Origin of the sequence: Nakamurella sp. PAMC28650, from assembly GCF_014303395.1 — a bacterium.
GTDB lineage: Bacteria > Actinomycetota > Actinomycetes > Mycobacteriales > Nakamurellaceae > Nakamurella.
The window spans coordinates 2,509,961-2,530,891 of the sequence record NZ_CP060298.1 but is presented as its reverse complement, the minus strand read 5'-3'; the positions used below and the strand labels follow the sequence as shown (position 1 = coordinate 2,530,891).

The window sequence follows — 20,931 nt, the reverse complement described above, 5'->3', positions numbered from 1 at the left end:
ATGGATGTCAAAGGTAAGTGCAGGCTACCCCGATGGATCGTCAGGTCCTACCTTTGAAGTTGTGCCCGAACGCTCTGCTGCCATCGATACCGTCCCTGCCAACGCCGATGCTTCCATTACGCCACGGGTGGACCCGACGTCGTCCGAGTCGGGGTCGGGGTCGGGGTCGGTCGGACCGCACAGCTTCCCGCGCGCCGGCGTCGTCTTCTGCGTGGTCTCGGGCATCACATTCGGACTGGCCGCCGTCTTCGCGAAGGAGTCGTTCGCCGCGGGATGGTCGGTGCCGTCACTACTCTCGTCCCGGTTCGTCATCGCGGCAGTGGTGTTCTGGATCGTGGTCGCGGTACGCAGACCGCCGATGCCGGCCCGCCGCACGATCCTGATCTGCGTCGGTCTCGGCGCTGTCGGTTACGCCCTGCAGTCTGGGTTCTACTTCGGGGCGCTGACGAAGCTCGGTGCCGCCGTGGTGGCCCAACTGCTGTACATCTACCCGGCGTTGGTGTTCCTGCTGGCGCTGGCCAGGCGGCGCGAAACACTGGCTCTGCGAAAGCTTCTGGCGTTGGGCTCGACCAGTGTCGGATTGGTGCTGCTGTTGCAAGGGGGCGGCAGCGCCGGTGGGTGGGCGCTGGCCGGGGTGCTGATGGGACTGGGTGCCGCCGTCACCTACACCATCTACATCACGGTCGCGTCGTCCCTTCCCGCCGACCTCGATCTGTTCCTGGCGGCTGCGATGATCTGCACCGCAGCGGGCGTGAGCCTCGGCAGCTTCGCCGCGGCGACCGGAACCCTGCACCTGCCCCGGCAGGCGGCCGGCTGGTGGTGGTTGTTGCTCTTCTCGATGGTCTCCACGGTGGTCGCGATCGTGACCTTTCTTGCCGGGCTGCGGTTGGTCGGACCGTCTGCCGCGGCAATCCTGTCGTGCATCGAACCCGTGGTGACGGCCCTGACGTCTGCCCTGATCTACCACGAGCAGCTCACGCTCTGACAGATCGCCGGTGGTCTGGCCGTCCTGAGCGCGGTCGTCCTGCTGCAGGCCCGGCGGCGCTCCCGGTAGGTTGGCGGCGCTTCGGCGGATCCAGTTCGGGCTGCATGGATCAACTTCGCTATTTTGGGACTGGAGGGACAGGAGTCGTCACTTTCGCCCATGCCTGCGAAGTTGATCCACGCCAAACCCTGCCCCGCCCAGAGAACCAGGACGGGCGGGGGCGGGGGGCTAGGGCGTGGGGGCTGAACGCTCGGCCCGGTGTGCGCGTGCACTGGCGTACAGGCAGATCGCGGCTGCGGTGGCCAGGTTCAGCGACTCGGCCGCACCGTAGATCGGCACGCTGATCGATTCGTCCGCTGCTGCAATCACTTCCTCGGGAAGACCATGGGCCTCCGAGCCGAACAGCCAGGCCGTCGGGAGGTCGAGGATGCCGTCATCGGTGGCCGTGTCGAGGTCGGTGTTGGCACCCCCACCGGTGGTGGCGAGTACGGACAGGCCGGCTTCGGACAGCTGCATGAGCAGCTCGCCCACCTCGGCGGCACGGGCGACCGGGAGGTGGAACAGGCTCCCGGTCGACGCACGGACGGCCTTCGGGTTGAACGGGTCGACGGATTCCCCGGCGAAGATCACGGCATCGGCGCCGGCGGCATCGGCCAGCCGGATGATCGTGCCGGCGTTCCCCGGGTCGTTGGTCTCGACCAGGACGGCGATTAGGCGCGGTTCCGCGGCGATCACCTCGCCGACATCGGCCAGCGTCATGGCGCAGCGGGCCACCAGGCCCTGGGGCGACACGGTGTCCGACAGGGCGGCGGCGGCGCGGTCCGTCACCTGGGTGACCTCGATCCGGGCGGCGAACGCAGCCCGGATGAGCTCGACGTTGCGCAGACCGGCGTCCTTGGTCAGGTAGATCTCCTTGACCGTGCCCGGGTTCCGCAGTTCGGCGGCCACAGCTTCCGCAACGGCCTGCGTTCCCTCGGCCAGGAACTCCCCGGCCTCGGCGCGACGCGGCTTGCGCAGCAACCGGTGTGCAGCGACGATCCGGCTCGACTTGTCGGTCAGCACGCCCTCTTCGGCCTCGGCGGTCGGCTCGGTGGTCGCAGCCGAATTGCCCGGAGAGGTGCGTTGACGGTCGGCCGCAGCCTGCTCGGCACGGCGGCTGCGCGGCGTCGACAATGCCTGGGTGGTCGGGTCCGGTACCCGGTTGGCGCTACGGGCGGGCGCTGATCGGGCCTCGCTGCGCGGGCCGTCACCGCGCGCAGAGTCCCCGCGCGAGCTGTCTCCGCGAGCAGAGTCCCCGCGCGAGCTGTCACCGCGGGAGCCGTCACCGCGTCGATCGCCGGAGTCCGAACGGTCGGGCCGCCGGCCCCGGATATCCGGGCGGCGCGCGGTCGAACCGCTGCGGCGAACGGCACCGAACGGCGCGTCGGAGGGGGCACCCTCCAGGTGGCCGTCATCAGCCGAGCGCCCCGCCGGAGTGCCGCTGGAGGCGGCATCCCGAGCGGGGCGTCGGCGAGGATCTTCTCGGGGACTCAGGCTGCGTCCTTCTTGAGGGCGGCACTCTGGTCGGACACCGACGGGACGGCTTCGCGGGCCAGGGTGACCAGCGCAGCGAAGGCGGAGTCGTCATGCACGGCCAACTCGGCGAGCACCTTGCGGTCGACCTCGATGCCGGCCAACTTCAGGCCCTGCATGAAGCGGTTGTAGGTCATGCCGTGGGCACGCGCCGCCGCGTTGATGCGAGTGATCCACAGCTTGCGGAACTCGTTCTTGCGCTTGCGGCGGTCGTTGTAGGCGTAGTTGAGCGAGTGCAGCATCTGCTCTTTGGCCTTGCGGTACAGCCTGGAGCGCTGGCCGCGGTAACCGCGGGCCCGCTCGAGGATGACGCGGCGCTTCTTGTGGGCGTTGACTGCCCTTTTGACGCGTGCCACGGGACACCTGTCTTTCTACTTCGATGGCCGGCGAGAGATTTTCACTCGGGGCCGAGGGACGAATTCGGGGCCGGTCGAACCGGCGAAGGGTGAAGAGAGGTCAGATGCCGAGCATGCGCTTGATGCGCGGAACGTCGACGGCGGCGACGCTGGTGTGGCTGTCCATCTGGCGGATGCGCTTGGTGGACTTGTTCTCCAGGTTGTGACGCTTGCCGGAGCCCTGGTGCACGAGCTTGCCGCTACCGGTGATCTTGACGCGCTTCTTCATCCCGGAATGGGACTTCATCTTGGGCATGACTGACCTCTGCTCTTCTCGTGTTCTTCGACTGCGAATCGACCGCCGCCGCTGGACCCGCCCGGCTCGATGTCTGCCGCCCGTCGAACGGCACGGCACACGTCAGGTCCGCCGCCGGGCCATCGCATTTCGCGACGCCCGGTAGCGGGGTAGGGCGGACGTTCTTGGAACTACTCCGCGGCGACGGCGGGTGCCGGCGTCGCGACTGGCTTGGGCTTCACGGTCTTGTGGGGAGCCAGGACCATGATCATGTTGCGGCCATCCTGCTTCGGTGCGCTCTCGACGAATCCCAGTTCGGCCACGTCGGCGGAAAGCCGTTGCAGCAGACGGAACCCGAGCTCCGGACGCGACTGCTCGCGACCCCGGAACATGATGGTGACCTTGACCTTGTCCCCGGCCTTGAGGAAACGCTCGACGTGACCCTTCTTGGTCTCGTAGTCGTGCGAATCGATCTTCGGGCGGAGCTTCATTTCCTTGATGACCGTCAGGACCTGATTACGACGGGCTTCACGGGCCTTCTGAGCACTTTCGTACTTGAACTTGCCGTAGTCCATGAGCTTGCAGACCGGTGGACGTGCTTCCGGCGCGACCTCGACGAGGTCGAGGTCCTGCTCCTGGGCCATCCGAAGCGCCTCGGTGACGGTGACGATGCCGATCTGTTCTCCGGCCGCCCCGACGAGACGAATTTCTGGAACGCGAATCCTGTCGTTGATGCGTGGCTCGACGCTGATTGAATCCTCCTGGGTACCTGCGGGTTGTGGAGTGATGCGGTGACACGGCCCGCAGGATCCTTCGCCGTGCGCTGACGGCAAAAAGGGCCCCGCGGTTGCTGCACGCGGAGCCCGAAAAGACCCGTCAACTCACCCTCGTCAAGAGGGCGTGCGCCACTGATGCCAGCATCAGCGGACCGGGACCCGGCCGCTCGCACTCCAAGGAGTACGGCAAATTCGGGTGGGAGTCGGGCTCCACTTTGGTGTGATCCTCGCTCGCCGAACGGTGTTCGCCGTGTCGACTCGCAGAGATCGAAGCCCCCGATGAAACGGGAACTGCTCGCGCCTGACACTCTACACGGGTGAGTACCCCCCCACCAATCCCAGCAGATTCCGTCCCCTCTGCCGACGACACCGGCCGTGACCAGCACGATCAAAGTCACGATCATGCCGGCGAGAACGGGTTCCAAGATCGCGAGCTGGTCGACATCACGGCCGTCGAGGTGATCAGCCGGGCGGCGGTGATGCTCATGTCGGCCTCCGCCGAGCAGCTCGGCCTGGCCTCCGACGACCCGGAGCACCCGGCCCATCGTGATCTGGACGAGGCACGCACGCTGATCACCGCCCTGGCCGGCCTGCTGCAGGCCTCCCTACCCGACCTCGGACCGCACGCCGCGGCGTTCCGCGACGGTCTGCAGGCACTGCAGGGTGCGTTCCGCGACTACTCGATCGTCCAGGACGCACCGGGAGCGGGACCGGGCGAGACGCCACGCCGTCCGCCCGCGGCGCTGTAGGCGAGCGTCGACCGGGGGTGTCGCACCCACTCAGGGGCGGGCCTGCGCGACAGCGATGTTGCGGGAGAGGCGGTCGACGGTCCTCTTGAGCCAGAGCGCCCCGTCGGTGTCGGGTCCACTGACCTTGGCCAGCTCCAGACGCATGTCGGTCAGCTCGGACAGGTATTCCTCCTGCTCCTGGGCCGAACCGACCTTCCACAGGTCTTCGATGACTCGGAATCGTTCGTTCATGGTCGCGAGCGTCATGGTGGCCTCCCTTTCCCCGGAGCCTACGCGCTGCAGACCAACCGGCCGGGCGAGATCCGGACGCGGTTCGACGAACGACGGGGCCGGAAAAGCTACTTGACGCCCTTGCCCTTGGCGGCCTTGACGCGGTCGATGATCTCCAGTCGTCCGAGGGGGCGGTTGTTCTCCTGCTGCTCGAGGATCCGGAGCGCCTCCTCGTCGGGAATGGCGGACTTCGGCGGTGGCGGCGCGTACCGGGCGTGCAGCTTGCGGACGGCCTGCAGCGACTCCACCGCACGCCCGCGGTCCAGCAGCTGGATCGCCATCACGGGGTGGGTCTCGTCGTCGGGCATCCGGAGCAATGCCCACTGGGCGCCCTGCGGGAAGGAGACCTCGTAGATCAGCGCCCACTCGTAGAAGTTCTCGCCGAGGATGTTGCGGATCAGCATGCCTTCGGGGAAGACCTTGAGGGTCGGACGGGCCATCATCAGGATGGCGATGCCGATCAGCAGGCCGAGCCCGCCGAGCCCGATCTGGTCCGAGGTCTGGAACGAGACCCCGTCGTTGGTGTTGTGCAGCAGGATCCCGACCAGGACCATGGCCAGGAACACGGCCGAGGCCGAGATGACGGCCAGGATGGCGATCTTGTGGGGCCGGATCACCAACAGCGGCTCGGTCGTCGGCTTGCCTTCGTTGCTCATCGCGCCCTTCCGTCCTGCCCTGGCCGGCCCGCCACCGCGTGAGCCGTCGGATTCACAGTCAACGCCCGAAACCCATCCCGGAACCGGCGCCGCGCAACTTGCGTAGAACCAGGGCGGTCTCCAGGGCGGCGGCCGCAGCCTCGCCGCCCTTGTCCTCGTAGGCATCCGGCCCACCGGCGCGGGCGACCGCCTGCTCCATGGTGTCGCATGTCAGGACACCGTTGCCGACCGGTACGCCGGAATCGAGCGCCACCCTCGTCAGCCCCGCCGTCACCGCGTCGCAGACGTACTCGAAATGCGGGGTGCCACCGCGGACGACCAGCCCGAGAGCCACCACCGCGTCGTGATCGGAGGCCAACTGCTGCGCGACGACCGCCAGTTCCAGCGCTCCCGGCACCCGCACGACGGTGGGCCGAGTGGTGCCGGCCTCGGTGCAGACGGCGAGCGCCCGCTCCAGCAGGAGGTCGGTGATGCCGGAGTTCCACGACGTCGACACGATGCCGATCCGCAGGCCCGGCGCGGAGGGCACGGTGAAGGCCGGACGGCCCTCGCCGGTCACGTCCGGTCCTGTTCCAGCTCGGAGATCGTCCGATCCGGTTCCAGCTCGGAGATGTCGTGACCCATCCGGTCGCGCTTGGTGGTCAGGTAGCGCAGGTTCTCCGGATTGACCGAGACGGCCAGCGGCACCCGGCCGATGATGTGCAGGCCGTAGCCCTCGAGGCCGGCCCGCTTGGCCGGGTTGTTGGTCAGCAGCCGCATCGAGGTGATGCCCAGGTCGGCGAGCACCTGCGCGCCGGTGCCGTACTCGCGGGAATCCGAGGGCAGACCCAGCGCGAGATTCGCGTCGACGGTGTCGGCCCCCTCGTCCTGCAGTTCGTAGGCACGCAGCTTCTCGAGCAGGCCGATCCCGCGTCCCTCGTGCCCGCGGATGTACAGCACCACCCCGCGGCCCTCGGCGACGACGGCGTCCAGTGCGGCGTGCAGCTGCGGCCCGCAGTCGCAGCGCAGCGAGCCGAGCACGTCGCCGGTCAGGCATTCGGAGTGGACGCGCACCAGCACGTCCTCACCGCTGGAGATGTCCCCGTGCACCAGGGCGATCAGTTCGCGGCCGGTGACCTTGCTCATGTACCCGACGGCGCGGAACATGCCCTGCGGCAACGGCATCCGCGCGTCCGCGATCTTCGTCACCTGGACCTCGCGGGCTCTGCGGTAGGCGACGAGATCGGCGATCGAGATCAGTGCGAGGTGGTGTTCGGCGGCGAACTCCTTCAACTCCGGCAGTCGCGCCATCTCGCCCACGTCGGTCGAACTGACGACCTCGCAGATCCCGGCCACCGGCCGCAGACCGGCCAGCTTCGCCAGATCGACGGCGGCCTCGGTGTGGCCGGGGCGCACCAGCACCCCACCTTCGCGGGCCCGCAGCGGAAGCACGTGTCCCGGCCTCGTCAGGTCGTCGGCGGTGGTCGAGTCCTGCGCCAGCACCCGCATGGTCCAGGCCCGATCGGTCGCCGAGATCCCGGTCGTCACACCATCTCTGGCGTCCACGGAGACGGTGTAGGCCGTGCCCTTGCGGTCCTGGTTGACGTGGTACATCGGCGGCAGGCCGAGACGGTCGCAGTCCTCGCCCGTCATCGGAACGCAGATCAGTCCGGAGGAATGACGGACGGTGAAGGCCACCAGCTCGGGCGTCGCCAGTTCGGCGGCGAAGATCAGGTCGCCCTCGTTCTCGCGGTCCTCGTCGTCCACGACGACCACGGCCCGGCCGGCGGCGATCTCGGCGACCGCGAACTCGATGGTGTCGAAGCCCGCCGCGGACCTGACCTGCTCGCTCGTGCTGTTCGTCATGACTGCTCCGACCTCTGGGTGCTGCCCGTGCCATCCGTGTCGCCGGTGACGGCAGCGGCCTCCGCCGGCCGGAACGACAGGAGTCGCTCCGCGTACTTCGCCATCACGTCGACCTCGATGTTGACGCTCGCCCCGACGGCCGTGCTGCCCAGCGTGGTGGCCGTCCTGGTCTCTGGGATGATCCCGAGGGTGAACACCGCGCCGGTCGGCGAGTCTGTGACATCGATGACGGTCAGCGAGATTCCGTCCACCGCAACCGATCCCTTGCCGGCGATGTAGCGGGCCAGGTCGTTGCTGACGGAGATGCCGAACTCGTCCCAGCCCTCGTGCGGGACCCTGGACACCACCGTGCCGACGCCGTCGATGTGACCCTGTACGAGGTGCCCGCCCAGCCGGGTCGTCGGGGTGACCGACCGCTCCAGATTGACCGGCCGGCCGGGCGACCACTCCTTGGCGCTGGTGCGCAGCAGGGTCTCGGCCATCACGTCGGCGGTGAAGGTCCCGCCCGAGGAGGCGACCACCGTCAGGCAGACCCCGGACACGGCAATCGATTCGCCGTGCTTCACGTCCTGGGTGACGAGCGGGCCGCGCACCGTCACACGCGCGTCAGCCCCGTCCGGCGCAAGGTCGAGTGCAACTACTTCGCCGCGCTCTTCGACGATCCCGGTGAACATGTGCCATCCCTTTCGGCGGCGCCACAGCCGCGCCTGCTTCCATACTCCCCCACGGCGGCCCCCCGGTGTTCGCAGGGACGTGTGATTCAACGCGCGGGCGACCTCGTTTCGTCCCCGCGTGGCCGTGCATAAGGCCTGTCCGGACGACCTGTTCGGGAGGGCTTGTTCGGGACTGCCTATTCGGACGGCGTCGGGGGTCGTCGGTGGGCCAGGGCCTTCTGCCGGAGGGCCTGCACCGCTGCCGCCGGGTCGGACATGCCGTAGACCGCCGAGCCGGCGACGAAGCAGTCGGCGCCCGCCTCCGCCGCACGTTCGATGGTTTCCAGGTCGATCCCGCCGTCGACCTGGACCACGACGGTGAGGTGCCCCGTCTCGACCATCCGTCGCGCCATGGTCACCTTGGACATCATCTCCGGCATGAACGACTGCCCACCGAAGCCGGGCTCGACCGTCATGATCAGCAGCGTGTCGTAGTGCGGTAGCACCTCGATCCAGTCCTCCAGATCGGTGCCGGGCTTGAGCGAGAGGCCGGCCTTGGCGCCGGCGGCCCGCAGCTCGACGGCCATCGTCACCGGATCGGCCACGGCCTCGACGTGCACCGTCACGTTGTAGGCGCCGGCCTCGGCGTAGGCGACCGCCCAGCGGTCCGGGTCGTCGATCATCAGGTGGCAGTCGAGCGGGATGTCGGTCGCCGCGAGCAGTGATTTGACCACCGGCAACCCGAGCGTGAGGTTCGGCACGAAGTGGTTGTCCATGACGTCCACGTGCAGCCAGTCGGCCCCGATGACGGCCGCTGCCTCGTCGGCCAGCCTGGCGAAGTCCGCCGACAGGATGCTCGGTGCGATCAAGGCATGCCTCGTGGTTGGACTCGTCACGGCGCTCAGCCTAGCCAGCCCGGCGAGCGTTCCCGCATCGAGTTCCCCATCCCACTCCCCGTCGAGCGGATGGTTAGAACGGGCAAATCGCCCAGAATTCGACATTATCTATCCGCTCGACGAGGGGTTCACGATGCGGGGTTCACGATGCGGGACTAGAGCACGCGGCGCATCAGCGCCAGGAACATGCCGTCGGTGCCCTGCCGGTGCGGCCAGAGTTGGACGGTCGGTCCGTCCCCGAGGTCGGGGACGCCGGGCAGGTACGGGCGGGCGTCGATCAGTTCCAGATCTTCCGGCCGTCGCGAGATGACGCCGCTCGTCTCGGACAGGTGCGGCGAGCAGGTCACGTACGCGACCAGCCCGCCAGGGCGGACCAGCTTGGCGGCCGAGGCCAGCAGCTCGCGCTGCAGCTTCACCAGCGGCGCGACGTCGCTCTGCTGTCGACGCCACCGCGCCTCCGGCCGGCGGCGCAGCGCCCCGAGACCGGTGCACGGCGCGTCCAGCAGGACGCGGTCGAACGCCGCCGCCGGCAGTCCGGGGTCGCGGCCATCCGCGGTGTGCACCGCCACCGGCAGTCCGGCGACCGCCTTGCGGACCAACTCGGCGCGGTGCGGGGTGATCTCGACCGCGTCGACCCTGGCCCCGACCTGCCCGGCCCAGGCGCCCAGCAGCGCGGCCTTGCCCCCGGGACCTGACGCGAGATCGAGCCAGCGCTTGTCCTGTCCCTGCAGCTCGGCACTGACCAGTGCGAGCGCGACCAGCTGCGAACCCTCGTCCTGGACCGCGGCGCGACCGTCGGCGATCGCCGAGATCCGCCCCGGATCGCCGGTCGGCAGGTAGACGCCGAAGGGCGAGTACCTGGCGCGCTCGCCGGCGGAGGCGATCATCAGCTCGTCCTGGCTGATCCGCCCCGGTTTGGCCAGCAGGTGGACCTGCGGGGCGATGTCGTCCGCGAGCAGGGCGGCCTCGAGTTCGGCCATCCCGTAGTCGTCGTTGCCGGCCCCGAGCGACTCCTTGATGGCCGAGGCGATCCAGCGTGGATGAGCGGTCGACAACGCCAGGTAACCCAGCGGGTCGACCCCGCGGTCCGGCCCGATCTCGGCGATCCACCCGGCCAGGTTCTGACGGGACACCTTGCGCAGCACGGCGTTCACGAAGCCGGCGGCGCCGGGATTCGGACCGGCGCGGACCAGGTCGACGGTGACGGACACCGCCGCGTGGTCGGGAATCCGGGTGTGCAGGAGTTGGTAGGTCGCGAGCCTGAGCGCATCGAGCACCGGGCCGTCGAGTTCGGCCAGCGGCCGGTCGCAGCAGGCGCCGATGACCGCGTCCAGCTGGCCCAACGCCCGGCAGGTGCCGTAGGCGAGTTCGGTGGCCAGTGCGGCGTCGCGACCGGACAGGCCCCGGTCGTTGAGCAGCCCTGGCAACGTCAGGTTCGCGTAGGCGCTGCGGGAGCGAACCGCGGCGAGCAGGTCCAGAGCGGCCTGACGGGCGTGGTCGACGTCCGGCGGGCGCCTGGTCTGCGGGCGCCGGGGCGGACCACCACCGCCGCGACGATCACCGTCGGCCGAGCGCCCCCCGCGGGGACCCTGACTCGGGCGCTGGCCTCCGCGACCCTGGCGGTCTGCGGCACTCATGGTGTGCGGTCCATCCTCGGATTGTTCAATGTGCTGCGCTCTCTTCTCGTTCGACATGCTCTGCTGTGGTGGAGCTCTCGGTCAGTGCCGTCACGGGCCTGCTACTGGTGAGGGGGCTGCCGGCGGGGAGGCGAGCCGCACTTCCGGGTCCGGTCGCGCTCCCCTGGCCCAGTCCGGCGCGGCCATCGACTTCCGGCCGGTCGGCTGCAATTCGGACAGGCGCACCGCGGTGGTGCCGGTTCCGATCAGCACCTGCTTCTTCTCGGCCCGCATCTCGCCCGGGGCCAGATCCGTGACCTCGGTGATCTGCACCGGGCCGATGCCCAGCCGGCCCCACGGTGAGCCGGTCCACGCCCCCGGCGCGGGGGTGACCGCCCGGATCCGGCGGTCGATCGCGACAGCCGGTGCCCACCAGTCGATCTCGGCGTCCGCAACGGTGATCTTGGCTGCGTGGCTGACGCCGTCGACGGGCTGGGGAACCGCCCGCAGGGAACCGTCGGCGATCCCGTCCATGGTGGCGACCAGCAGCTTCGCGCCCGAGAGGGACAGCCTCGTCAGGAGCGTTCCAGCGGTATCGACCGGTGAGATCGGCTCGGTGACGATGCCGTAGACCGGACCCGTGTCGAGCCCCGCTTCCAGCGCGAAGGTGCTGGCCCCGGTGATGTCGTCGCCGGCTCTGATGGCCGCCTGCACCGGGGCCGCACCGCGCCAGGCCGGCAGCAGGGAGAAGTGCAGGTTGACCCAACCGTGGGCGGGGATGTCGAGCACGTTCTGCCGCAGGATCGCGCCGTAGGCGACCACCGCCGCTGCCTCCGGGGCCAGCTCGGTCAGCCGGGCGACGAATTCGGGATCTCTGGCGCTGACCGGCGTCAGCAGCTCGATGCCGGCGTCCCGGGCCAGATCGGCGACCGGCGAGGAGCCGGCCTTCCGGCCACGTCCCGCGGGCGCATCCGGCCGGCTGATCACGGCCACGACGTCATGTCCGGAATCCAGAAGTGCTTGCAGGGACGGCACAGCGGGAGCCGGGGTGCCGGCGAAGACGATGCGCACTCGCGGTCCTCCGTCCTGCTCGTCGTCGGTGCTGATGGTGCGGCCGCCCCGGAACGGACCGGAGGGCGCGCGAGAAGTCTACGTAGCCGTGACGTGTCGCTCGTCCCATCGATCGGCGGGGCGCAAACCGTGGTCGATGCTGGATCATGGACCGTGCGCGGACTCCTCGAGCGCGCCGCAGCAGCGCGGTGCCGGGTCGTCCAACCGGCACGAATGAATGTTCTCGGAGGATCGATGTCTGTCTTCGCACCTGACGGCCGCGCCCTGGTGGGCCGTTACGTCCGACTCGACCGAACGGTACTGGGCGATGCGCACGCGCTGTTCGATGCGCTCGACGACGACCGTGTCTACGCCGGGAACTTCATGGGAGGTCCGGCGGCGCGGCCGAACACCGCGGAGAACATGGGCGGGGTGCTGGGCGCGGCGCTGTCGACCCCGGGGCGGATCCCGTACACGGTCCGGTTGACCGGTGAGGGCGGTCTCGGGTCGGCCGGCCAGGTGGTCGGGACGAGCAGCCTGGGCAATCTCTCGCTCACCGACGAACGCGTGCACCTGGGCTGGACCGGCTACAGCTCGCACGTCTGGGGGACGCAGGTGAATCCCGAATGCAAGCTGCTGATGCTCGAGCACTGCTTCATCGACTGCGGTCTGGGACGGGTGCAGATCCAGACCGACCGGGTCAACGAGCGGTCCCAGGCCGCCATCGAACGGCTGGGTGCGGTGCGAGAAGGTGTGCTGCGCAGGCACATCCAACGAGCCGACGGCACCTTTCGGGACACCGTGGTGTACTCCATCCTGAAGGACGAGTGGCCGGGAGTGAAGGCCGGACTCATCGAGCGGCTTGCCTGAGCCGAGGGTCCGCCCTCGCCGGGGCCCGTTCGCCCCGCGGCCGGGGCCGGTCGTTCCCCCACGGCCGGGGTGGGTCAATTCAGAACAGTTCGTCCGGGTCGATCCTGAGTCGCAGTGACTCCTCGTCCTTGCGGGTCGACCGGGCCGCGGCCAGCGCCTTGATCTGGGCGGCCAACTGCTTGCGACCGGCCGGCGGGACCCGGACGAGCACCCGCGCGTCCCCCTCCGTCGGTACGTTCGCTCGCGCCCGGGAACCGGACGGAGCCGGCAGATCCTCGAGCAGGACGGGGCCGAGGATCTCGCCGCCCTCGGGCAGTTCGAGGCTCCCCGCAGCCGCCGCCGTGAGCGCTTCCAGACCCTGCAACGACGCCATCGCCACCGCGGGCGGGAACCCGAGTTCACGGCGGGCGTCCAGTTCGGCGGCGGCATGACCGGCCGGGTCCCAACGGATCAGGGCCTGCACCGTCGGGAGCGAGGTGTCCGCGCCGACGACCACCCGACCGCCGGCGGAGGCGGGGACCACCAACGCGGCAGCGGCCAACCAGCGCCGGAGGGTCTCCTCTGCGGCACGGAGATCCGCTCGCCCGAGCAGCGCGTAGCCGTCCAGCAGCAGTGCTGCGCCGTAGCCGTCGGCGGCCACCGGCTCTGCGCCCGGTGTCGCCACCACGATGGCCGGCCCGGCCGGGACCTCCGACCGGATGGAGTCGCCCGACGAAGTGATCAGCACGATGCCCGGGAACGCCCGCCCGAGCTCCTCCGCTGTCCGCCGTGCGCCGATGACGGTGGTCCGGAGCTGATCGGAACCGCAAGCGGGACAGTTGAAATGAGCCTCGGGGATGCCGCACCAGCGACAGCCGGGCAGCCGGCGGGAGGCGGTCAGCGCGAGCGGGCCGTGGCAGTGGCGGCAACGGGCCGGACGACGACATCTGGAGCAGCTGAGCGTCGGGAGGTAGCCGCGCCGCGGGACCTGCACCAGCACCGGTCGGCCGGCGGCCAACGCCGCCCTGGCCGCGGCGAAGGCGGCCGGCGACAGCCGCGCACCGGCCGCCGCGGAATCCGCGCCGGTCGCATACTCGTCTCCGGCGGCCTCGATCCGGGGGGACCTGGACCGGACCGTCGCACGGTCGGCGACGATCGGCCTGGCCCATCCGGAGGCCACCAGGAGTTCGGCCTCCGCGGTCCGGGCGTACCCGCCGACCAGCAGCGCACACGGGTCGCCGGCCGACCGGATCATCAGGACCTCGCGCGTGTGGGGGTAGGGCGCGCGGGGTTCGGCCAGCAGATCGTCACCGTCGTCGAACACGGCCACCAGGGCCAGATCCCGGACCGGGGCGAAAGCGGCCGCCCTGGTACCGGCGGCGATCTTCACGTCACCCCGGCTGAGCTTCAGATACCTCCGATACCGTTCGGCCGGGCCCAGATCGGCCGCGAGCGTGGTGAACGTCCCGGCGGGAAGTACTGCTGCGAGGGCCTTCTCGAGCCGTTCGAGATCGCGGGCGTCGGGCACGACGAGCAGCGCCCCTCGCCCACCACCGGCCGCGACGGCCGCCGCCTCGGCCAGGCGCGCCGCCCAGTCCTCCCCGGGTAGCGCCTGCCATACCGCCCTGACGGCCCGGCCCTCCTGGACCGCCGTCAGGAAGGCGTCACCGGCCTGGTACACCTGCCAGCTGGTCCGGTCGCCGGGCTCGATGACCACGTCGGGCGCAATGTCGGGGGCCGGCTCGACGGGCTGCGGTTCGATGAAAACCGGCCCGGGGTCAGATGTTTCGGGCACCACCGCCTTGAAACCGCTGGTGCCTTCGGCTCTGGCGTGGCGGGGCGGAACGGCCAACCGCAGGACGTCGGCCATCGAACCGGCGTAGCGGTCGGCGACGGCCCGGGCCAGCCGGGCCACGTCAGGAGTGAGGATCTGCTCGGGCGAGACGACCTTCTCCAGGAAACCCAGCTTGCCGTCGTGCTCGGAGACGGCCAGTCGCTCGAGGACGAAACCGTCCAGCAGGCGCCCGGCGAACCGCACCCGGACACGGGTGCCCGGCTGGGCCGCGTCGGAATCGGTGTCGGCGACCTGGTAGTCGAACGGCCGGTCCAGGTGGGCCAGGGCGACGTCGACCGCGACCCTGGCGATCGGAAGGACCGCAGCGGGCACCTTGGCCCCCGCGGTGACCCGTCGGGAGCGGGTGGGGGCTGGCGTCACCCGTTCTGGATATCAGATGGCACCGTCATCAGCCGACCGCTGTCCACAATTGACCTCGTCCCGGGCCCGGAACGCCGTCGACCGGAATGAGATCCGCAGAATCTGAGGGTCAGAGTGCGGATCTCATTCCGGTCGACGCGGATGAGGGGCGACGACGACGCGGATCAGGGGCGACGACGACGCGGATCAGGGGCGGGGCTCAGAAGCCGAGGTAGGACTTCAGGGCGTCGACGCGGTCCAGGTTCTCCCAGGGGAGTTCGATGTCGGTGCGACCGAAGTGGCCGTAGGCGGCGGTCTGGGCGTAGATCGGGCGCTTCAGGTCCAGGTCGCGGATGATCGCGGCCGGGCGGAGGTCGAAGACCTGCTTGATCGCGTCGGCGATCTTGTCCGGATCGACCGTCTCGGTGCCGAAGGTCTCGACGAACAGGCCCACCGGGGCGGCCACGCCGATGGCGTAGGCGACCTGGACCTCCATCCGGTCAGCGAGACCGGCGGCGACCGCGTTCTTGGCGACCCAGCGCATCGCGTAAGCGGCGGAGCGGTCGACCTTCGACGGGTCCTTGCCGGAGAACGCGCCGCCACCGTGCCGGGCCATCCCGCCGTAGGTGTCGACGATGATCTTGCGGCCGGTCAGGCCGGCGTCGCCCATCGGGCCACCGATCACGAAGCGCCCGGTCGGGTTGACCAGCAGCCGGAAGTCGGAGACGTCGATGTCCAGCAGGGCCACCTCTGGGGCGACGACCTGCTCCGCGACATCGACCGCGAGCAGCTTCTCCAGGTCGATGTCCTCTGCGTGCTGGGTGGAGAGCACGACGGTGTCCAGACGGATCGCCCTGTCGCCGACGTACTCGATGGTGACCTGGGTCTTGCCGTCGGGACGGAGGTAGGGCACGGCGCCGGACTTGCGGACCGCGGACAGCCGGCGGGACAGCCGGTGGGCCAGCGCGATCGGCAGCGGCATCAGTTCGGGGGTGTCGTTGCAGGCGTACCCGAACATCAGGCCCTGGTCGCCAGCACCCTGGCGGTCGATCTCGTCCTCGGCGCCGTCGAGACGGGTCTCGCGGGCGGTGTCGACACCCTGGGCGATGTCCGGTGACTGCGCGCCGATCGCCACGTTCACGCCGCAGGAGGCGCCGTCGAAGCCCTTGGACGAGCTGTCGTAGCCGATGGCCAGCACGGTGTCCCGGACGATCGTCGGGATGTCGACGTAGGCGGAGGTGGTGACCTCACCCGCGACGTGCACCTGACCGGTGGTGACCATCGTCTCGACGGCCACCCGGCTGGCGCTGTCCTGCGCCAGCAGGGCGTCCAGGATCGAGTCGCTGATGGCGTCACAGATCTTGTCCGGATGTCCCTCGGTGACGGATTCGGAGGTGAACAGGCGGGAGGTCACGACGAAGTACTCCTTGGGCGATCGTGGCGCGGCGGGCCGGCCGGGGGAACTGATCTGCGGACGGGTGATCCGAGCCCGGGCTGCGGGTGCGGACCGGTCAGTGGGGCGTTGTGCTCGGCTGAGACTACGCGGACATGACCCGTCACCTGGCATTCACGTTCGGCAGCAGGCGCGAGATCTGGTCGCAGATGACCGCGGCGAGGGCGGTCTTCGGGCCGAGGGGCACGTCGATCGGGTCCGCACCGTCACCGGCCAGGATCACCGCGGCGTTCTCGTCGACCTCGAAGCCGCGACCGGCCTGCACGTCGTTGACGACCAGCAGGTCACAGCCCTTGCGGGACAACTTCGCCCGGCCGTGATCGAGCACCGAGCCGTGCTCGTCACCGGTTTCGGCCGCGAAGCCGACGATGACCGGCGACGACCCGCGTCGTGCCCGGACCAGACCGAGGAGGATGTCCGGGTTGGTCAGCAGCTCCAGCGGGGCGGGGTCGGTGCCGTTCTTCTTGATCTTGGCGGCCAGCGGGCTCTTCGGCCGGAAGTCCGCGATGGCGGCGGCCATCACCACGGCATCCATCGCCGGGGCCAGCTCGCTGACCGCCGACGCGAGTTCCCGGGCATCGCCCACCGGGACCAGCTGCACTCCGGGAGGCGCCACCAGCGAGGTGTTCGCCGCGATCAGGGTGACCTGCGCGCCGCGGGCGACGGCGGCCAGCGCAATCGCGAAACCCTGCTTGCCCGACGAGCGGTTCCCCAGGTAGCGCACCGGGTCCAGCGGTTCCCTGGTACCGCCGGCCGTCACCAGGATCCGGCGCCCGACCAGGTCGCGCGGCAGCGCGTCACGCCGGCGCAGCAGCAACATCGCCATGGCGACGATGTGATCGGGTTCGGGCAGCCGACCGACCCCCGAGTCGGCACCCGTCAGACGCCCGACCGCCGGGTCCAGCACGAAGGTCCCGCGCTCGCGGAGGAGTCGCACGTTCGCGACGGTGGCGGGATGGGTCCACATCTCGGTGTGCATTGCCGGGGCCATCAACACCGGGGCCCTGGTCACCAGAAGGGTGGCGGTCAGCAGATCGTCGGCGCGTCCGGCGGCAGCCCGGGACAGCAGATCGGCGGTCGCCGGTGCGATGACGACGAGGTCGGCCAGTTGGCCGGTCGCGACGTGGGCGACGTTGGGGACGTCGGTGAACACGTCGGTGACGACCTCGTGGCCGGACAAGGCCTCGAAGGTGGCCGCGCCCACGAACTGGAGGGCCGCCCTGGTGGGGACGACGGTGACGTCGGCCCCGGCGGATCGGAGCAGCCGCAGGATCTCGCAGGCCTTGTAGGCCGCGACCCCGCCGGACACCCCGAGCAGGACCTTGAGCATCGGGGTTGCCTCAGACGTGGCCGACGTCATCGGGGCCGCCGTCGCTCAGGCCGGATCCCTGCCGAGGTACAGGTCACTCGCCTTCGGTGTGTTCGAGCAGGCCGGCGTTGATCTCGCGCAGCGCGATCGAGAGGGGCTTCTCCTTGGGCAACGGCTCGACCAGCGGGCCGACGTACTCCAGGAGGCCCTCACCGAGCTGTGCGTAGTAGTCGTTGATCTGACGGGCGCGCTTGGCGGCGAAGATCGACAGGCCGTACTTGGAGCTGGTGTGGGTCAGCAACTCGTCGATCGGCGGGTAGGTGATACCGGCAGCGGCGATCTGCGAAGCCGTCATGGGTGCCGAAGGAACGACTTCGGGCGGGTTTACGGGCGCAGTGCTCACAGTGCGGACTCCTTGATGACGTCGAATTTCTCAGGGTGCGGCCGAACGCCACACGGTGTTCTAGCAGATTCGGTGGAACCGATTCGGTGGAACCGATTCGGTGGAACCGAGCGGACTCAGCCGGCGGAAGCCGGCGAACATGGCTCAGCCAAAAATGATACCAACCCGGAGGCGGCGTCCTCGACGCTCGTGTTGACCAGGGTGTGGTCGAACTCGGGCTCGGCCGCCAGCTCGGCCCTGGCGGCCTCCAGCCGGGCGGCGGTGGCAGCCTCGTCCTCGGTACCACGGCCGATCAACCGGCGGGCGAGTTCGTCGAACGAGGGCGGTGCCAGGAAGACCAGCACCGCCTCCCTCCCGAGCCCCGGCGAGGCCCTGACCTGGCGCGCGCCCTGGACGTCGATCTCGAGCAGGACGTCGTGACCGGCCTCCAGGTGCTCCTGCACCGGACCCTGCGGTGTGCCGTAGTGGTTCCCGGCGAAGAAGGCGTGCTCGAGCATCTGGCCGTCCGCGACCAGTCGTTCGAACTCGTCGGAGGTGACGAAGAAGTAGTTGACGCCATGCGTCTCACCGGGTCTCGGCGTCCTGGTGGTCGCCGAGACCGAGTACCAGAGCTGGGGTACGTCGCGACGCAGCCGGGCCAGCACCGTGCTCTTGCCCACGCCGGACGGACCGGACAGCACGAAGAGTCGACCCCTTCGCTGACCGTCCTTCATCGCGCCCTGTTCTCCTGTGTCTGATCGGTCCGGACCGGGTCGGACTGCGGTCGATCCCGGATCTGTCGGCCGTACCGGCAGTGACGGCTCCGGCCGGGGAGCCGCCCGAAGGGACTCCCCGACCGGAGGTGTCGTCGTGCTCGCCACCGGCATCGGTGGCGGACCGTCGAGCGACGGTCAGCCTTGCGTCAGGAGCCGAACTCGGCGAGCAGCGCGGCGCGCTGCCGCTCACCGAGCCCGCGGACACGACGACTGGCGGCGATCTCGAACTGCTCCATGAGGGCAGCAGCGCGGACCTTGCCGACACCGGGCAGGGCCTCGAGCAGGGCGGAGACCTTCAACTTCGCGAGCGCCTCGTCGGTCTCGGCGTCGATCAGCACCTGCTTCAGGGTGGTTCCGCCTCGCTTCAGACGCTCTTTCAGCTCGGCGCGGACGCGGCGCGCTGCGGCGGCCTTCTCCAACGCCGCTGATCGCTGCTCGGGGGTCAACTGGGGCAGTGCCACTTCGGCCTCACTTCTGTCATTTCGCTATTTGCTTCCGGACGAAAACCTTCACCACAACTGCTCGGCGCCCACGCTGGCCCATCGACACAGGTACCGCCGCAGGACCGACGTCAAACTTCGAACCTGCACTGTGACCAGCACGAACCGTGTCGAACCTACCCAGCGGGACGGGTCGCGGCAAACGGCACCCCCCATGCCGAACCCGCGCCGAGGGTGAGATATGGAACAGCCTGTCAGTCACGACGCCCAGAACTAGGAGTCAGCACCGGATATTTCAGGCATGGGCCGGTTCAGGCACGCATTCTGGCCACCAGAGCCGTGTCGTAGTCGCCGGACACGAACTCCGCGTTCTCCAGGAGTTCCGCGTGGAAGGCCAGATTCGACTTGGGCCCGATCACTGTGAAACCCGCCACCGCCGACCGTGCCAGCTGCAGCGCGGCGTCACGATCGGCGCCGTGCACGATGACCTTCGCCATCAGCGAATCGTAGGACGGGGTGACGGTGGTGCCCGCCGCGTAGCCCGCGTCCACCCGGATGCCCTCCCCCGAGGGCTCGATCCATTCGGTGATCGCGCCGGGGCCGGGCAGGAATCGTCGGGAGTCCTCGGCGTTGATCCGCAACTCGATGGCGTGACCGGTGACCGTCAGGCGCTCCGGGTCGAACCCGGGATCCTCGCCGGCCGCGATCCGCAGCTGCGCCTCCACGAGGTCGATGCCCAGCACGGTCTCGGTGATCGGGTGCTCGACCTGCAGGCGGGTGTTCATCTCCAGGAAGAAGAACTCGGGACCGTGATCGGCGGTGGCCGGGGCCAACAGGAACTCGACGGTGCCGGCGCCCTGGTAGTCGACGGCCTCGCCGGCCTTGCGGGCCGCGCCGAGCATCTGCGTGCGCAGTGCGTCGTCCAGGGCCGGTGACGGCGTTTCCTCGGCCACCTTCTGGTTGCGCCGCTGCACCGAGCAGTCGCGCTCCCCCAGGGCGATGACGCGTCCGTCCGCCAGTCCCAGGATCTGCACCTCCACGTGCCGGACGCGGGGGAAGTAGCGCTCGACGAAGACACTCGAGTCGCCGAACAGGCGCCCGGCGAACGCGGTGACCTTCTCGTACTCGGAGGCCATGTTCGCCGGGTCGGACACGACGGCCATCCCCATTCCGCCCCCGCCGGCCGAAGCCTTGATCATGACCGGGTAGCCGATGGCCGCGGCCGCATCCGCAGCTTCCTCTGCGGTCCTGACCGGGTCCTCGGTACCAGGGGCGACCGGAACCCCGGCGGCGGCCATCAGGTTGCGGGCGGCGATCTTGTCGCCCATCGCGGTGATCGCCTCCGGGCTCGGGCCGACCCAGATCAGCCCCGCCTCGACGACATCCCTTGCGAAATCGGTGTTCTCGGAAAGGAATCCGTAGCCGGGGTGCACCGCCGCCGCGCCGGTGGCCTTGGCTGCGGCCAGGACTGCCGCTGCGTTGCGATAGGACTCGGCGGGAGCGGCCGGCCCGATCAGCACCGCCTCGTCGGCCTCGAGGACGAACGGCAGACCTGCGTCGACCTCGGAGTAGACCGCGATCGTCCGCAGGCCCATCCGCTTCGCCGTCCGGATCACCCGCCGGGCGATCTCGCCTCGGTTGGCAACCAGCAATGAGTCGAACATCTTGTTCTGGGGATCCTTTCGGAGGCGGATTGACCCGCGCAACCGTAGTTGATGAGGCACGGTGTCGCGCTGATCAACTTCGCCCGCGCTCAGGAAATCGACGACTCCCGTCCTACCAGTCACAATCTGGGCAAGTTGATGAGCGCCGGCGAAGTTGATGAGCGCG

22 protein-coding genes are annotated in these 20,931 nt (G+C 69.6%); 3 read left to right on the top strand and 19 right to left on the bottom strand.

Annotated features, from left to right (window positions below; translation table 11 throughout):
- The first annotated feature begins 61 nt into the window (after positions 1–61).
- Complete coding sequence (locus tag H7F38_RS11530) at positions 62–985, top strand: DMT family transporter (RefSeq protein WP_187094176.1); 924 nt, start codon at positions 62–64, stop codon at positions 983–985.
- Positions 986–1,213: 228 nt separating this feature from the next.
- Here H7F38_RS11530 and H7F38_RS11525 read toward each other — a convergent pair whose 3' ends face one another.
- From H7F38_RS11525 to infC, 4 genes are all read right to left on the bottom strand, one after another.
- Positions 1,214–2,047, bottom strand: coding sequence for an RNA methyltransferase (locus H7F38_RS11525; protein WP_187094641.1), 834 nt, complete (start codon positions 2,045–2,047; stop codon positions 1,214–1,216).
- A 467-nt stretch (positions 2,048–2,514) separates the two neighbouring features.
- On the bottom strand, positions 2,515–2,913 hold the full coding sequence (rplT, locus tag H7F38_RS11520; RefSeq protein WP_187094175.1) for a 50S ribosomal protein L20: 399 nt from the start codon (positions 2,911–2,913) through the stop codon (positions 2,515–2,517).
- A gap of 100 nt (positions 2,914–3,013) precedes the next feature.
- Positions 3,014–3,208, bottom strand: coding sequence for a 50S ribosomal protein L35 (rpmI, locus tag H7F38_RS11515; RefSeq protein ID WP_187094174.1), 195 nt, complete (start codon positions 3,206–3,208; stop codon positions 3,014–3,016).
- Positions 3,209–3,378: 170 nt separating this feature from the next.
- On the bottom strand, positions 3,379–3,975 hold the full coding sequence (infC, locus tag H7F38_RS11510; RefSeq protein ID WP_370531364.1) for a translation initiation factor IF-3: 597 nt from the start codon (positions 3,973–3,975) through the stop codon (positions 3,379–3,381).
- Positions 3,976–4,280: 305 nt separating this feature from the next.
- Between infC and H7F38_RS26000 the strand changes: the two genes are divergently transcribed.
- Positions 4,281–4,712 carry a DUF1844 domain-containing protein gene (locus H7F38_RS26000; RefSeq protein WP_255498344.1) on the top strand — a complete coding sequence of 144 codons (432 nt, stop codon included), beginning with the start codon at positions 4,281–4,283 and terminating at the stop codon, positions 4,710–4,712.
- Between the two features lie 30 nt (positions 4,713–4,742).
- On the opposite strand, the gene H7F38_RS11500 is transcribed toward H7F38_RS26000, so the two are convergent.
- The 8 genes from H7F38_RS11500 to fmt form a co-directional block, all read right to left on the bottom strand.
- Positions 4,743–4,958: a hypothetical protein gene (locus H7F38_RS11500; RefSeq protein ID WP_187094172.1), complete on the bottom strand. Its 216-nt coding sequence runs from the start codon at positions 4,956–4,958 to the stop codon at positions 4,743–4,745.
- Positions 4,959–5,050: 92 nt separating this feature from the next.
- Positions 5,051–5,638, bottom strand: coding sequence for a PH domain-containing protein (locus H7F38_RS11495; protein ID WP_187094171.1), 588 nt, complete (start codon positions 5,636–5,638; stop codon positions 5,051–5,053).
- 58 nt (positions 5,639–5,696) lie between these two features.
- Complete coding sequence (gene ribH / locus H7F38_RS11490) at positions 5,697–6,197, bottom strand: 6,7-dimethyl-8-ribityllumazine synthase (protein WP_187094170.1); 501 nt, start codon at positions 6,195–6,197, stop codon at positions 5,697–5,699.
- Positions 6,194–7,483 carry a bifunctional 3,4-dihydroxy-2-butanone-4-phosphate synthase/GTP cyclohydrolase II gene (locus H7F38_RS11485; RefSeq protein WP_187094169.1) on the bottom strand — a complete coding sequence of 430 codons (1,290 nt, stop codon included), beginning with the start codon at positions 7,481–7,483 and terminating at the stop codon, positions 6,194–6,196. The genes ribH and H7F38_RS11485 overlap by 4 nt, the downstream gene beginning before the upstream one ends.
- The gene (locus tag H7F38_RS11480; RefSeq protein WP_187094168.1) at positions 7,480–8,157 is read right to left on the bottom strand and encodes a riboflavin synthase; all 678 of its coding nucleotides are present in this window, start codon (positions 8,155–8,157) and stop codon (positions 7,480–7,482) included. Before H7F38_RS11480 ends, H7F38_RS11485 begins: the two co-directional genes overlap by 4 nt.
- A 176-nt stretch (positions 8,158–8,333) precedes the next feature.
- The gene (gene rpe / locus H7F38_RS11475; RefSeq protein ID WP_370531363.1) at positions 8,334–9,005 is read right to left on the bottom strand and encodes a ribulose-phosphate 3-epimerase; all 672 of its coding nucleotides are present in this window, start codon (positions 9,003–9,005) and stop codon (positions 8,334–8,336) included.
- A gap of 182 nt (positions 9,006–9,187) precedes the next feature.
- Positions 9,188–10,669, bottom strand: a complete 1,482-nt coding sequence (locus H7F38_RS11470; protein ID WP_187094166.1) for an RsmB/NOP family class I SAM-dependent RNA methyltransferase — start codon at positions 10,667–10,669, stop codon at positions 9,188–9,190.
- 90 nt (positions 10,670–10,759) lie between these two features.
- Positions 10,760–11,719 (bottom strand): methionyl-tRNA formyltransferase, encoded by a 960-nt coding sequence (gene fmt, locus H7F38_RS11465; protein WP_187094165.1) that lies wholly within the window; start codon positions 11,717–11,719, stop codon positions 10,760–10,762.
- A gap of 234 nt (positions 11,720–11,953) precedes the next feature.
- Here fmt and H7F38_RS11460 point away from each other — a divergent pair, with 234 nt between their 5' ends.
- Positions 11,954–12,568 (top strand): GNAT family N-acetyltransferase, encoded by a 615-nt coding sequence (locus tag H7F38_RS11460; protein ID WP_187094164.1) that lies wholly within the window; start codon positions 11,954–11,956, stop codon positions 12,566–12,568.
- Positions 12,569–12,647: 79 nt separating this feature from the next.
- Here H7F38_RS11460 and H7F38_RS11455 read toward each other — a convergent pair whose 3' ends face one another.
- From H7F38_RS11455 to H7F38_RS11425, 7 genes are all read right to left on the bottom strand, one after another.
- The gene (locus H7F38_RS11455; RefSeq protein ID WP_187094163.1) at positions 12,648–14,762 is read right to left on the bottom strand and encodes a primosomal protein N'; all 2,115 of its coding nucleotides are present in this window, start codon (positions 14,760–14,762) and stop codon (positions 12,648–12,650) included.
- A gap of 199 nt (positions 14,763–14,961) precedes the next feature.
- Positions 14,962–16,155: a methionine adenosyltransferase gene (metK, locus tag H7F38_RS11450; protein WP_255498342.1), complete on the bottom strand. Its 1,194-nt coding sequence runs from the start codon at positions 16,153–16,155 to the stop codon at positions 14,962–14,964.
- Positions 16,156–16,297: 142 nt separating this feature from the next.
- The gene (gene coaBC, locus H7F38_RS11445; RefSeq protein ID WP_222618600.1) at positions 16,298–17,554 is read right to left on the bottom strand and encodes a bifunctional phosphopantothenoylcysteine decarboxylase/phosphopantothenate--cysteine ligase CoaBC; all 1,257 of its coding nucleotides are present in this window, start codon (positions 17,552–17,554) and stop codon (positions 16,298–16,300) included.
- A 43-nt stretch (positions 17,555–17,597) separates the two neighbouring features.
- Positions 17,598–17,858: a DNA-directed RNA polymerase subunit omega gene (gene rpoZ, locus H7F38_RS11440; protein WP_187094161.1), complete on the bottom strand. Its 261-nt coding sequence runs from the start codon at positions 17,856–17,858 to the stop codon at positions 17,598–17,600.
- Between the two features lie 164 nt (positions 17,859–18,022).
- The gene (gene gmk / locus H7F38_RS11435) at positions 18,023–18,619 is read right to left on the bottom strand and encodes a guanylate kinase (RefSeq protein WP_187094160.1); all 597 of its coding nucleotides are present in this window, start codon (positions 18,617–18,619) and stop codon (positions 18,023–18,025) included.
- A gap of 188 nt (positions 18,620–18,807) precedes the next feature.
- Positions 18,808–19,122 (bottom strand): integration host factor, actinobacterial type, encoded by a 315-nt coding sequence (gene mihF / locus H7F38_RS11430; RefSeq protein WP_187094159.1) that lies wholly within the window; start codon positions 19,120–19,122, stop codon positions 18,808–18,810.
- A gap of 290 nt (positions 19,123–19,412) precedes the next feature.
- Positions 19,413–20,765, bottom strand: coding sequence for an acetyl/propionyl/methylcrotonyl-CoA carboxylase subunit alpha (locus H7F38_RS11425; RefSeq protein WP_187094158.1), 1,353 nt, complete (start codon positions 20,763–20,765; stop codon positions 19,413–19,415).
- Positions 20,766–20,931: the final 166 nt, after the last annotated feature.